The following is a 12127-nucleotide window of genomic DNA, read 5'->3' on the forward strand; positions in this document are numbered from 1 at the left end:
TATGGTACTTTTTGTGTTGACGCAAAGGTGCCGGTCTGATACAATGAGCCTACAGCGTTTTTGGAAAAACGTCACTGGATGAGGTCTGATCAGTGATCAAAAACACTTTATATATACATGTGTGAGGGAGGCATTTTTTATGTTTCAGGTAGTAAAAAGAGACGGCGAACTGGATGGATTTAAAATGGGAAAGATCACCGCAGCCATTGACAAGGCATTCGATGCGAAGGGCAAGAATTACAGCCCGGATATGATCGATCTTCTGGGGCTTCGTGTTACTGCAGATTTTCAGAATAAGATCGAGAACAATCGAATTTCAGTAGAGGATATCCAGGACAGTGTGGAGAATGTACTGATCCAGGCAGGATATTCCGATGTTGCCAAGGCTTATATCCTGTATCGTAAACAGCGTGAGAAGATCCGCAATATGAAATCTACCATCCTTGATTATAAAGAGATCGTAAACAGCTATGTGAAGGTTGAAGACTGGCGTGTAAAAGAGAACTCAACTGTCACCTATTCCGTAGGAGGACTGATCTTAAGCAATTCCGGTGCAGTAACTGCCAATTACTGGCTGTCTGAGATTTATGATAATGAGATCGCAGAGGCACACAGGAATGCAGATATCCATATCCATGATCTTTCCATGCTTACAGGCTACTGTGCAGGCTGGTCACTGAAACAGCTGATTCGTGAGGGACTTGGCGGGATCGAGGGCAAGATCACTTCCGCACCTGCGAAGCATTTAAGCGTGCTCTGCAACCAGATGGTGAATTTCCTGGGGATCATGCAGAATGAGTGGGCCGGGGCACAGGCATTTTCATCTTTTGATACGTATCTGGCTCCTTTTGTAAAGGCAGACAATCTTTCCTATCCGGAGGTTAAGAAATGTATCGAGGCTTTTGTTTACGGGGTAAATACACCGAGCCGATGGGGAACACAAGCACCGTTCTCAAATATTACACTGGACTGGACAGTTCCGGATGATCTTGCAGAGCTTCCTGCTATTGTAGGCGGCAGGGATATGGATTTCAAGTATAAAGACTGTAAGAGAGAGATGGATATGGTCAATAAGGCATTTATTGAGACCATGATCGAGGGCGATGCCAACGGCCGTGGATTCCAGTATCCAATCCCGACTTATTCCATCACTAAAGAGTTTGACTGGTCTGACACTGAGAACAACAGACTTCTTTTTGAAATGACATCCAAGTACGGTACTCCGTATTTTTCCAACTATATCAACAGCGATATGAAACCAAGCGACATCCGCAGTATGTGCTGCCGTCTCCGCCTGGATCTCCGTGAGCTTCGCAAAAAGAGCGGTGGTTTCTTCGGTTCCGGTGAGAGTACAGGTTCTGTAGGCGTTGTTACCATCAACATGCCGCGTATCGCATATCTGTCAAAAAGTCCTCAGGAGTTTTACCGCCGTTTGGACAGAATGATGGATATTTCCGCAAGATCTCTTCACATTAAGAGAGATGTGATCAGCAAGCTTCTTGATGAGGGATTGTATCCGTATACCAGGAGATATCTTGGAAGCTTTGATAATCATTTTTCCACCATTGGTCTTGTGGGAATGAACGAGGCCGGTCTGAACGCATGCTGGCTTAAGAAGGATATGACAGATCCTGCAACCCAGAAGTTTACAAAGGAAGTCCTGGAGCATATGAGAAACCGTTTGTCTGACTACCAGGAGCAGTATCCGGGAGAACTTTTCAACCTGGAGGCAACACCTGCGGAGTCTACAGCTTACCGTCTTGCAAAGCATGACAGAAAGCGTTATCCGGACATTCTGACAGCAGGAAAAGAGGGCGACACACCGTATTATACAAACAGCTCTCATCTGCCTGTTGACTATACTGCGGATATTTTTGACGCACTGGATATCCAGGATGATCTGCAGACATTGTATACATCAGGAACTGTATTCCACGCATTTCTTGGCGAGAAGCTTCCGGACTGGAAAGCAGCAGCTTCTCTTGTACGTAAGATCGCAGAGAACTATCGCCTGCCGTATTACACCATTTCTCCTACATATTCTGTATGTCAGGAGCATGGTTACATCAGCGGAGAGCACTTTACCTGTCCGAAATGCGGCAAGAAGGCTGAGGTCTACAGCCGTATCACAGGATATTACCGTCCTGTACAGAACTGGAATGACGGTAAGACTCAGGAGTATAAGAACCGTACGCTTTATGATATCACACATTCACAGCTGAAAAAGGTTCATACCAGTGTGATGACCATGAAAGGTGACGAGGTTGAGATCCAGCCGGTTGCATCTCATAAGTATCTGTTTACAACAAGCACCTGCCCGAACTGCCGTATGGCAAAAAAGATGCTGGAAGGTGAAGAGCTGGAGATCATCGACGCAGAGCAGAATCCGGAGCTTGTCAAACAGTATGGGATCCGCCAGGCTCCGACTCTGGTGATCACTGACGGGGCACAGGTTAAGAAGTATGTGAATGCTTCTAATATTCAGAAGTATGTGGATGAAGAACTTGACTGAGGTCTTCATAGGCAACTGCAATTGGGTGCGTTCATAGACGTGAGGTCTTGGATTAGCGTAGAATTGTTTTGTTTCAAATGAAACGGTAAGTTTTCTGATTGTATTGCATACATGAAATGTAGTGGATTGTTAAGATTCGCAAGGCAAAGACTGGGCACATGTCGAGGGATGTGTGTCCGGCTTTTTGTATGTTTTTTTAATTTGTAATTGACATTTTGTGGGTGTATGATATACTGATACTTGAATTTAATGATTGAAAGCGTTACGCTTTAACGCGCAAATATAAAACGTGGTTGCTGTGTGCGGCAGGGGGATACCCGGAGATCATTTTCCTTTTGCGTTCCCTTTTTCCGGGCACGCTGCTGTTAAACATTGAAAAGGCCTGTAAAATGTAACAAAACTCCTCCTTTGGGAAAGAAAAACTATATAGAAATGAGGAATAGATTATGGTAAAACAGAACATCGTTTTTGTAGAAAACACCCCTGGAAGTCTTCAGAAAGTAACTAAGATCCTTGCGGAGAATCAGATCGACATCTACGGCTTTGGCTGCTTTGACGCTCCGGAATTCGCAAACTTCCGTATGGTATGTGATGCACCGGAAAAAGCAGACAAGATCATGGCTGAGAATGGCTACATGACACGTATCACACAGGCGATCCTTGTAGACCTTCAGGACGAGATCGGCGGTCTGGACAAGCTCTTAAGCGTTATGGGCGACAGCAATGTAAACCTTCACTACATTTACACCTTCTTCCACAGGGGCCTGAAAGTCCCGGTAGCGATCATGCACTGTGAAGATCTTCTGGTTGCAGAGAGCGTACTCCGCAACAACGGCTTCAAAGTTCTCAATCGCCTTGTGAATCCGGACGGAGCAGAAGAAGAGAAATAAAAAAGGAAATTCAGGAATGAAGTATCGCATTTTGCTGTGAAGTATTGAAGTTTTGATATGGCAATGCTACAATAAAAGAGCGTGTCAGGAAGCAGAAAAAAGTTTCCAGGCACGCTCTTATTTACGTGTACAACCAGGTTTATGACTACATAGAATTCTGGGTCGGGCCGTAAACGCAGATGATCTCATCTGCCTGGCGGACGTACATACAATGGAGGAAATCGATGAAAAGAGAAAGTTTCAGAAAAGGTATGAAGGATGGCATTCCCATTGCATTGGGATATTTTGCAGTGTCGTTCACCTTTGGCATGATGGCCGTTGCCGGAGGTTTAAGTATCTGGCAGGCAGTTCTTATCTCGCTGACCAACCTGACATCAGCTGGGCAGTTTGCAGGACTGGATATTATTTTTGCAGGGGGTTCCATGTGGGAGATGGCTATGACCCAGTTGGTGATCAACCTCAGGTATTGTCTGATGTCTTTTTCCCTGTCGCAGAAATTCCGGCGTGAGGAATCAGGTATCCTGAAGTACATCGCTGCATTCGGAATCACAGATGAGATCTTCGGGATCAGTGCGGCCCAGGAGGGAAAAGTCAGCGTATTTTATAATTACGGAGCTATGTGTGTAGCGATCCCTGGATGGACTTTGGGAACCCTGGTGGGCGGTATTTCAGGAAGCCTTCTTCCGGATTTTATGCTCAGTGCACTGAGCGTGGCTATTTACGGAATGTTCCTGGCGATCATCATTCCACCATCCAAGAAGAGCAAATCTGTTCTTGGTGTTGTTGTGGCTTCCATGGCAGTCAGCACTATCTTTGCGGTGATTCCTGTGCTGAAGCAGGTATCTTCCGGATTTATGATCATCATTACAACACTGCTGGTTGCAGGTCTGGCAGCTTATTTCTGCCCGGTGGAAGAGAAGGAGGAAGCATCTCATGAGTCATAATGTATATCTCTATATCCTGGTGATGGCAGCAGTCACCTACCTGATCCGTATGCTGCCCCTTGCTCTTGCAAAAAATGAGATCAGAAGCCCGTTTATCAAGTCCTTTCTGTACTATGTACCATACGCCTGTCTGGCAGCAATGACTTTCCCGGCCATCCTCAAAGCCACAGACAGCATCATCTCCGGCGCAGCAGGCTTCTTCGTAGCCCTCATCGCAGCATATAAGGAAAAGAGCCTGATCACAGTGGCACTGCTGGCATGCGCGGCAGTGTTTATTGTGGAGCGGGTGCTGGTATTTATCTGAGAGAACGAAGTTTTAACAAAGAATACTTAAAAATATCTGGATCGGCAATAAGTAATTGTCTCTAAAGTATGGGAGAAAGCATTTGAAGGCTTTCTCCCTTTATCATTTATTCACCAAGAAAACCAAGATCAATTTCTCCGTCGAACACTGTAGTTGCAGGTCCGGTCATGTATACGAGGTTTTCGTCTCTTTCCCAGGAAATGCTTAAGTTACCGCCGAGAAGCTGTACAGTTACCGGTTTTGTGCCGTCCACTTTGTCGTTGAGTATGGAGGAAACAGCTACTGCGCAGGCACCTGTACCGCAGGCCAGTGTCTCACCGGAGCCACGCTCCCAGACACGCATCTTCACAGTATTGCGGTCGATCAGCTGGACAAATTCCGTGTTGACCCTGTCAGGGAAGCATACGTGATTCTCAAAAGAAGGGCCGATTTTTTCCAGATCAAGGCTGTCTACATCATCTACATAAATGATCGCATGAGGATTACCCATGGAAACAGCAGTCATGCGGTATTCTTTTCCATCCACAGTGATAGGCGCATTGATGACCTGTTCAGTCTCAGCAACGACAGGGATCTCTTTTGCAGTAAGGATCGGGGAGCCCATGTTGACTTTTACCATGGAAGCCTTGCCGTCGCGGATGGTGAGATCTACATATTTAATACCGCTTCTTGTGGCAATGCTTAAGGATGTCTTGTCCACAATACCGTGATCGTAGACATATTTGGCAACGCAGCGGATTCCGTTTCCGCACATTGCACCCTGGGAACCATCCAGGTTGTACATATCCATCTCGCAGTCTGCGATCTCGGACGGGCGGATCAGGATCAGACCGTCGGAACCGATGCCAAAGTGGCGGTCGCTGACAAATTTCGCTACAGCTGACGGATCCTTGACAGTCTCCTCAAAACAGTTTACATATACATAATCGTTTCCAATGCCGTGCATTTTCGTGAATTTCATAATAATAACCTCCTTATTCCAGACTATTATACTTGGTTTTTCCGCAGGAGCACAAGCCCTTACTGTAAAAACATTCCGGGAATATTGGCCGGCTGCGGAGTGAACAGTGTTTCAATTTCTTCCTCTGGTATTATAGTATACTGGATAATTGTTATCGAAAAGTGAATTTTACCATGGATTGGAAAGAAAAAATCCTGGATATAGGTTTTCGGTGCTTGCATTTTATTGAAAACATGGTATCATAAAACAAAGCAATATGCATAACATTGCATAATTATGCTGTGCATCGCGAAATGTGCTGCTTTGGCTTTGTAAGAAAGCAGCCCCTTTCGCGATGTACACAAAATTCAGGAGGAAGAAAAAAATGAAGAGAAAATTTATGGCACTTGCACTTGCAGCAGCTATGACAGTATCCATGACATCCGCTGTTTTTGCAGCAGATGAGATTAAAAGTGCAGATGATCTGGAAGGTAAGAAGATCGGTGTTCAGCTTGGAACAACAGGTGATACACTTGCAACAGACATCAAGGATGCAACAGTAGAGAGATACAATAAAGGAAACGATGCAGTTCTTGCTCTGAAACAGGGTAAAGTTGACTGTGTAGTTATCGACAGCGAGCCGGCTAAGAAATTTGTTGAGAAAAACGACGACCTTGATATCATTGAGGATGTTTTTGACAAAGAGGAGTATGCAATCTGTCTTTCCAAAGACAATGAAGATCTGACGAAAGAGTTCAATGAAGCACTGAAGGAGCTGAAGGATGAGGGAACACTGGATTCCATCAGAGATAACTACATCGGTGATGACGCTGGTAAGACACCATATGAGTCTCCGAAGGATGCAGATCATTCCAAGGGAACTCTTACAATGGCAACTAACGCAACATTCCAGCCATACGAATACTATGACGGAGATAATATCGTAGGTATTGATGCTGATATCGCTCAGGCTGTCTGCGATAAACTTGGATATGAGCTGAAGATCGAGGATATGGAGTTTGACGCCATCGTAAATGCGGTTAAATCCGGAAAAGCAGATTTCGGTGCAGCAGGAATGACTGTAACAGAAGACCGTAAGAAGAGCGTTGATTTCACAGATCCATACACAACAGCAGAACAGGTTATCATTGTACAGAAATAAAGAGATTTTTCTGACAGAAAATTATAAGAACTGAATTCAGGTTCCGGATATCCGGGGGCATTTCCGGAGTCTGGAACCTGTAATTTTGGAAAGGGTGGAAATTTTGAGTCTTATTGAACAGTTTCAGTTTAACTTTCTGGACGACAATCGCTGGCAGTTCATTGTATCCGGTCTGAAAAACACCATCATAATCACATTCTTTGCGGTTCTGCTTGGTATTTTCCTTGGATTTGTGATCGCCATTGTCCGTTCCACACATGATAAAACAGGTAAGCTTAAGATCCTCAATGCAATCTGCAGAGTTTACCTGACAGTGATCCGCGGTACACCAACCATGGTACAGCTGCTGATCGTTTACTATGTTATTTTTGCAACTGTAGATCCAGGTAAGATCGTAGTTGCTATTATTGCATTCGGTATGAACTCCGCTGCATACGTAGCTGAGATCGTCCGTTCCGGTATCATGTCCATTGACCAGGGACAGTTTGAGGCAGGCCGAAGCCTGGGCCTTAATTATACACAGACTATGACGAAGATCATTCTTCCGCAGGCAGTCAAAAATATTCTTCCTGCACTTGGAAATGAGCTGATCGTTCTCTTAAAAGAGACATCCATCAGTGGTTACATCGGTCTTACAGATCTGACCCGTGGCGGTGATATTATCCGAAGCCAGACATACAGCGCACTTTTTCCATTGCTGGCAGTAGCAGCGATCTATCTTGTGATCGTTTGCTTCCTTACCTACCTTGTAGGAAAACTTGAGAGGAGGCTGAGAACCAATGAGCGTAAGTAATGAAGTACTTCTTGATGTGCAGGGACTTGAAAAGGCCTATGGCGGTAATCAGGTTCTCAACGGAATTACCACACAGATCCGCAGGGGTGAAGTAGTAGCCATCATCGGACCATCCGGCTGCGGTAAATCCACATTCCTCCGTTCCCTGAATCTTCTGGAGGAGCCTACCGGGGGAAAAATCCTCTTCGAAGGAACAGACATCACAGATCCGAAGGTGGATATCAACCGTCACCGTCAGAAGATCGGAATGGTGTTCCAGCAGTTTAACCTGTTCCCTCACAAGACTGTAAAAGAGAACATTATGCTTGCGCCGGTAACTCTGAAGCTGATGAGCAAAGAAGAGGCAGAGAAAACAGCTCTGGAGCTTCTGAAGCGTGTCGGTCTTCCGGATAAGGCAGATTCCTATCCGGATATGCTTTCCGGCGGTCAGAAGCAGCGTATTGCCATTGCAAGATCCCTGGCTATGAATCCGGATGTGATGCTTTTTGATGAGCCAACATCTGCCCTTGACCCGGAGATGGTCGGTGAGGTTCTGGAACTGATGCAGGAGCTTGCAAAATCCGGCATGACCATGGTAGTGGTAACACATGAGATGGGATTTGCCCGTGAAGTGGCAACAAGAGTTCTTTTTATCGATGAAGGGAAGATCCAGGAGGAGAATTCTCCGAAAGAGTTTTTTGCAAATCCAAAGAACAAACGACTTCGTGAGTTCCTTTCAAAAACATTATAAAAAAATCCAAAAGCCGGTGCTTTTCGTGAACTGTATTGTATGCAGAACGGAAAATATCGGCTTTTTTTGTAGTACAGTATATGGTATAATGATGCTATTATTCGCAGGCAATATTCTGCGGAGTTTTTATGTAGGAGAAGGTCACAGAAACCCCGGGAATCAAGTTTGCTTTGCGAAGAGTGCTGCTGGTCACGGAGTGAACAGCAGCGATTAAAATATGGGATTGTATTTTACAAAATTTGGGCGTAAACAGCAAAAAATATAAAAGGGGGAAATAAAAATATGGTTATTTACGCAGGAAAAGATTATCAGGATGTAAGCAGAAAGGCAGCCAATATTATGTCTGCACAGATTATCATGAAACCGGATGCAGTTCTCGGTCTGGCTACAGGTTCCACGCCTGTAGGCATGTATGCACAGCTGGCAGAATGGTACAGAAAAGGGGATCTGGATTTTTCAAAGGTGACAACTGTGAATCTGGATGAATATAAGGGACTTTCAGGAGACAATGACCAGAGTTACCGCTATTTTATGAACAGGAACCTTTTTGACCATGTAAATATTGACAAGGCAAGAACTTTTGTGCCGGATGGTCTGGAAGAAGACAGTGAGAAGGCGTGCGCACAATACAATGAGGTTATCCGTGAAACCGGTGGTGTGGACATGCAGCTTCTGGGAATCGGGGGAAACGGACATATCGGCTTCAATGAGCCCGGATCGGCTTTTGAGAAAGAAACCCATTGTGTGGATCTGACAGAAAGTACCATCAGGGCGAATGCCAGATTTTTTGACAGCATGGATGAGGTTCCGAAACAGGCATATACCATGGGAATCAAGAACATCATGGCTGCAAAAAAAATTCTTCTCATAGCCACAGGAGCGGGTAAGGCAGAAGCATTGTATAATTCATTGTATGGACCTATTACGCCGAATGTGCCTGCGTCTATCCTGCAGCTGCACCCGGATCTTACTGTTGTGGCAGATGAAGAGGCTTTGGGGATTATCAGAGAAAAAGGACTTTTATAAGCACAGAGCATGAGAGAACTGCGGAGAGGGGAAAAGAAGAACTATGATCATCAGAAACGGAAATGTTTTTCAGGAGGATGGCACTTATCGGAGAATGGATCTCTATGTGGAAAATGGAAGAATCGTTGACTGCGGGACAGAGGTTTCGGAAAAAGAAGAAATTGATGCGGCCGGGTTAAAGGTACTGCCGGGACTTGTTGATATTCACAGCCATGGTGCAGTCGGGCATGATTTTTCAGATGCAGATGCCACTGGTCTGAAAGAAATTCTCAGGTATGAAAAATCCCAGGGTATTACATCTTACTGTCCTACTTCCATGACGCTGCCTATTGATATGCTGATACGGATATTTGCTTCCGCAGATGCAGTGAAACCGGATGCGGATTGTGCTCGAATCGTCGGACTGAACATGGAAGGACCTTTTCTTGATCCGGTAAAAAAAGGTGCACACGTTGAAAAATATATCCGAAAACCGGATATTGATTTTTTCAGGGAGTGCCAGAAAGCATCCGGCGGCAGGATACGTGTTGTTACCGTGGCACCGAATATGGAGGGGGCAGAGACGTTTATCCGGGAGTTGAAGGATGATGTAGTGATCTCCATAGGTCATACAGATGCTGATTATGACTGTGCAGCTTCTGCCATGAAGAGCGGTGCTCATCATGTGACCCATCTTTACAATGCAATGAATGATATGGGACATCGTGCACCGGGGGTAGTCTGTGCGGCTGCTGATGATCCGGAATGTATGGTTGAGATGATCGGCGATGGTATTCATATTGATCCGGCAGTAGTACGTAATACATTTCGTATGTTTGGAGAAGAACGTATAGTACTGATCAGTGATTCCATGATGGCTGCAGGAATGGCAAATGGATTTTATGAGCTTGGCGGACAGAAGGTGACTGTGAAGGACAGGAAGGCAGTGCTGGAGGACGGAACCATTGCCGGCTCTGCTACCAGTCTGTATGAATGTATGAGATGTGTGATCGCAATGGGAGTGCCGGAGCGGGCAGCAGTGTTTGCGGCAACCAGGAATCCAGCCAGAAGTATTGGAATATATGATGAAGTGGGATCTCTTGTACCGGGAAAGAAGGCAGATATTGTGCTTGCAGATGAAAAACTTAATATTGTAAAAGTGATATAGAGTGTCAGAGTGAAGCAGGATTTTTTTAAGAGTGAAAGATGAATGTCCGGTGGAAACCGGAAATAAAAAGGATGGCAGCATTTTCCGTATTATTGTATAACGGAAAATGAATGCCATCCTTTTTGCATGCAGCTGACAGACTGCTGAAAACGAAAATTATCCGTTTTTTTCGTCTTCGGATTTCTGTGCTGCCTTCATTTCGTTGTAGCAGTATTTGATGATTGACTTTCTGGTTATGATTCCGATAAAAGAACCCTGGTCATCTACAACCGGAACAAAATTCTGATTAATAGCGCGGTCCAGAAGATCTTCCATATTGGAGTCTGCGTGCACCGGCTTATAGGTTGCACGGCGTGGAATCGCCATAACAGGAACTCCTTCAGTCTCTTTGATATCATGGATATCAGCGTGGCGCATTCCCCACAGAAGATCGCCCTCTGAGATTGTTCCAAGATATTTACCGTCCATGGTAAGAATCGGGATGCAGGAGTATTTGCGATGCTCCATTTTTTCCAGGGTCTGGCGAAGTGTTTCATCTTCGAAGATGTAGGCAACTTCGCTTTTGGGAATCAGAAAAAACAGAATGTTCACGTTATCACCTCATTTCTCTGAGCTGTTTTACAGAAGCTGAAGTCCGTGTGCCTCAGCAGCATCTGTGATCTCTTTTGGCCAGAGAGATACATGAACTTCACCGATGTGTGCTTTGCGAAGGAAAAACATGCAGATTCGGGACTGGCCGATTCCACCGCCGATGGTGTATGGAAGTTCCCTGTTAAGGATTGCTTTCTGGAAAGGAAGCTCTCTTCTGTCATTGCAGCCTGCTTCTGTGAGCTGACGGTCAAGTGCGTCCTCATCAACACGGATTCCCATGGAGGAAAGCTCCAGGGCAATATCAAGTACAGGATAATATACCAGGATATCGCCGTTCAGTTCCCAGTCATCGTAGTCCGGGGCACGTCCGTCGTGACGCTCTCCGTTTGTGAGAGTTTTGCCGACTTTCATAAGGAATACAGCACCTTTTTCACGGGTGATCCTGTATTCGCGTTCCTTCGGTGTGCAGTCCGGATACATATCAAGAAGTTCCTGGGTTGTGATAAAGAAAATATCTTTCGGAAGGATCTCTTCGATGTAATCGTACTGTACTGCCATGTATTTCTCAGTTTTACGAAGGACGCTGTAGATATTGCGTACAGTTTCCTTAAGGGTTTCTACGGAACGCTCTTCCCTGGAGATGATCTTCTCCCAGTCCCACTGATCTACATAAACAGAGTGGATATTGTCAAGATCTTCATCGCGGCGGATTGCTACCATATCTGTGTAAAGTCCTTCTCCGTGAGAAAAACCGTATTTCTTCAGTGCGTAGCGTTTCCACTTGGCCAGGGAGTGTACGATTTCAGCGTTGCTGCCTTCGATAGCTTTGATATCAAAACTTACAGGACGCTCCACACCATTCAGGTTATCGTTAAGACCGGATTCCGGTGCTACGAAAGTCGGTGCGGATACCCGGAGAAGATTGAGCTTCTGGGAGAGTGTCTGCTGAAAGAAATCTTTTACAGTTTTGATCGCAATCTGTGTATCATGGAGGTTCAGGTCTGCATGATAGGTTGCGGGGATTGTGATTGTATTCATTATCGGTCCTCCTGATGATTTTTTTGCTTGTTTGCTCTGTGTGGTATTAT

12 protein-coding genes are annotated in these 12127 nt (G+C 45.3%); 9 read left to right on the plus strand and 3 right to left on the minus strand.

Annotated elements, in window-relative coordinates:
* The first annotated feature begins 139 nt into the window (after window positions 1-139).
* From HFM85_RS00350 to HFM85_RS00365, 4 genes are all read left to right on the plus strand, one after another.
* Window positions 140-2512 carry a ribonucleoside triphosphate reductase gene (locus HFM85_RS00350; RefSeq protein WP_173736767.1) on the plus strand — a complete coding sequence of 791 codons (2373 nt, stop codon included), beginning with the start codon at window positions 140-142 and terminating at the stop codon, window positions 2510-2512.
* A 446-nt stretch (window positions 2513-2958) separates the two neighbouring features.
* On the plus strand, window positions 2959-3402 hold the full coding sequence (locus tag HFM85_RS00355) for an amino acid-binding protein (protein WP_119239356.1): 444 nt from the start codon (window positions 2959-2961) through the stop codon (window positions 3400-3402).
* A 224-nt stretch (window positions 3403-3626) separates the two neighbouring features.
* Window positions 3627-4346 (plus strand): AzlC family ABC transporter permease, encoded by a 720-nt coding sequence (locus HFM85_RS00360; protein WP_173736768.1) that lies wholly within the window; start codon window positions 3627-3629, stop codon window positions 4344-4346.
* Window positions 4336-4650 carry an AzlD domain-containing protein gene (locus HFM85_RS00365; protein WP_118168807.1) on the plus strand — a complete coding sequence of 105 codons (315 nt, stop codon included), beginning with the start codon at window positions 4336-4338 and terminating at the stop codon, window positions 4648-4650. The genes HFM85_RS00360 and HFM85_RS00365 overlap by 11 nt, the downstream gene beginning before the upstream one ends.
* A 106-nt stretch (window positions 4651-4756) precedes the next feature.
* Here the strand turns inward: HFM85_RS00365 and dapF are convergent, their stop codons facing one another.
* On the minus strand, window positions 4757-5611 hold the full coding sequence (gene dapF / locus HFM85_RS00370) for a diaminopimelate epimerase (protein ID WP_173736769.1): 855 nt from the start codon (window positions 5609-5611) through the stop codon (window positions 4757-4759).
* 364 nt (window positions 5612-5975) lie between these two features.
* Here dapF and HFM85_RS00375 point away from each other — a divergent pair, with 364 nt between their 5' ends.
* From HFM85_RS00375 to nagA, 5 genes are all read left to right on the plus strand, one after another.
* Window positions 5976-6752 carry a transporter substrate-binding domain-containing protein gene (locus tag HFM85_RS00375; protein WP_173736770.1) on the plus strand — a complete coding sequence of 259 codons (777 nt, stop codon included), beginning with the start codon at window positions 5976-5978 and terminating at the stop codon, window positions 6750-6752.
* A gap of 103 nt (window positions 6753-6855) precedes the next feature.
* Window positions 6856-7545 (plus strand): amino acid ABC transporter permease, encoded by a 690-nt coding sequence (locus HFM85_RS00380; RefSeq protein WP_179976534.1) that lies wholly within the window; start codon window positions 6856-6858, stop codon window positions 7543-7545.
* On the plus strand, window positions 7532-8275 hold the full coding sequence (locus HFM85_RS00385; RefSeq protein WP_173736771.1) for an amino acid ABC transporter ATP-binding protein: 744 nt from the start codon (window positions 7532-7534) through the stop codon (window positions 8273-8275). Before HFM85_RS00380 ends, HFM85_RS00385 begins: the two co-directional genes overlap by 14 nt.
* A gap of 282 nt (window positions 8276-8557) precedes the next feature.
* Complete coding sequence (gene nagB / locus HFM85_RS00390; RefSeq protein ID WP_173736772.1) at window positions 8558-9301, plus strand: glucosamine-6-phosphate deaminase; 744 nt, start codon at window positions 8558-8560, stop codon at window positions 9299-9301.
* 43 nt (window positions 9302-9344) lie between these two features.
* Window positions 9345-10448 (plus strand): N-acetylglucosamine-6-phosphate deacetylase, encoded by a 1104-nt coding sequence (nagA, locus tag HFM85_RS00395; protein ID WP_173736773.1) that lies wholly within the window; start codon window positions 9345-9347, stop codon window positions 10446-10448.
* A 156-nt stretch (window positions 10449-10604) separates the two neighbouring features.
* Here nagA and HFM85_RS00400 read toward each other — a convergent pair whose 3' ends face one another.
* Complete coding sequence (locus HFM85_RS00400) at window positions 10605-11039, minus strand: CBS domain-containing protein (RefSeq protein ID WP_173736774.1); 435 nt, start codon at window positions 11037-11039, stop codon at window positions 10605-10607.
* Between the two features lie 27 nt (window positions 11040-11066).
* Window positions 11067-12077 carry an aspartate--ammonia ligase gene (gene asnA / locus HFM85_RS00405; RefSeq protein ID WP_173736775.1) on the minus strand — a complete coding sequence of 337 codons (1011 nt, stop codon included), beginning with the start codon at window positions 12075-12077 and terminating at the stop codon, window positions 11067-11069.
* Between the last annotated feature and the right edge of the window lie 50 nt (window positions 12078-12127).

Origin of the sequence: Blautia schinkii (assembly GCF_013304825.1) — a bacterium.
Taxonomy (GTDB): Bacteria; Bacillota; Clostridia; order Lachnospirales; family Lachnospiraceae; genus Blautia_A; species Blautia_A schinkii_B.

Excerpts from the sequence above, each read along its gene's own strand:
- HFM85_RS00375 (WP_173736770.1), top strand. The coding sequence starts at position 5,976 with ATGAAGAGAAAATTTATGGCACTTGCACTTGCAGCAGCTATGACAGTA.
- HFM85_RS00360 (WP_173736768.1), top strand. The coding sequence starts at position 3,627 with ATGAAAAGAGAAAGTTTCAGAAAAGGTATGAAGGATGGCATTCCCATT.
- dapF (WP_173736769.1), bottom strand. The coding sequence starts at position 5,611 with ATGAAATTCACGAAAATGCACGGCATTGGAAACGATTATGTATATGTA.
- HFM85_RS00385 (WP_173736771.1), top strand. The coding sequence starts at position 7,532 with ATGAGCGTAAGTAATGAAGTACTTCTTGATGTGCAGGGACTTGAAAAG.
- HFM85_RS00350 (WP_173736767.1), top strand. The coding sequence starts at position 140 with ATGTTTCAGGTAGTAAAAAGAGACGGCGAACTGGATGGATTTAAAATG.
- HFM85_RS00355 (WP_119239356.1), top strand. The coding sequence starts at position 2,959 with ATGGTAAAACAGAACATCGTTTTTGTAGAAAACACCCCTGGAAGTCTT.
- nagA (WP_173736773.1), top strand. The coding sequence starts at position 9,345 with ATGATCATCAGAAACGGAAATGTTTTTCAGGAGGATGGCACTTATCGG.
- asnA (WP_173736775.1), bottom strand. The coding sequence starts at position 12,077 with ATGAATACAATCACAATCCCCGCAACCTATCATGCAGACCTGAACCTC.
- nagB (WP_173736772.1), top strand. The coding sequence starts at position 8,558 with ATGGTTATTTACGCAGGAAAAGATTATCAGGATGTAAGCAGAAAGGCA.
- HFM85_RS00365 (WP_118168807.1), top strand. The coding sequence starts at position 4,336 with ATGAGTCATAATGTATATCTCTATATCCTGGTGATGGCAGCAGTCACC.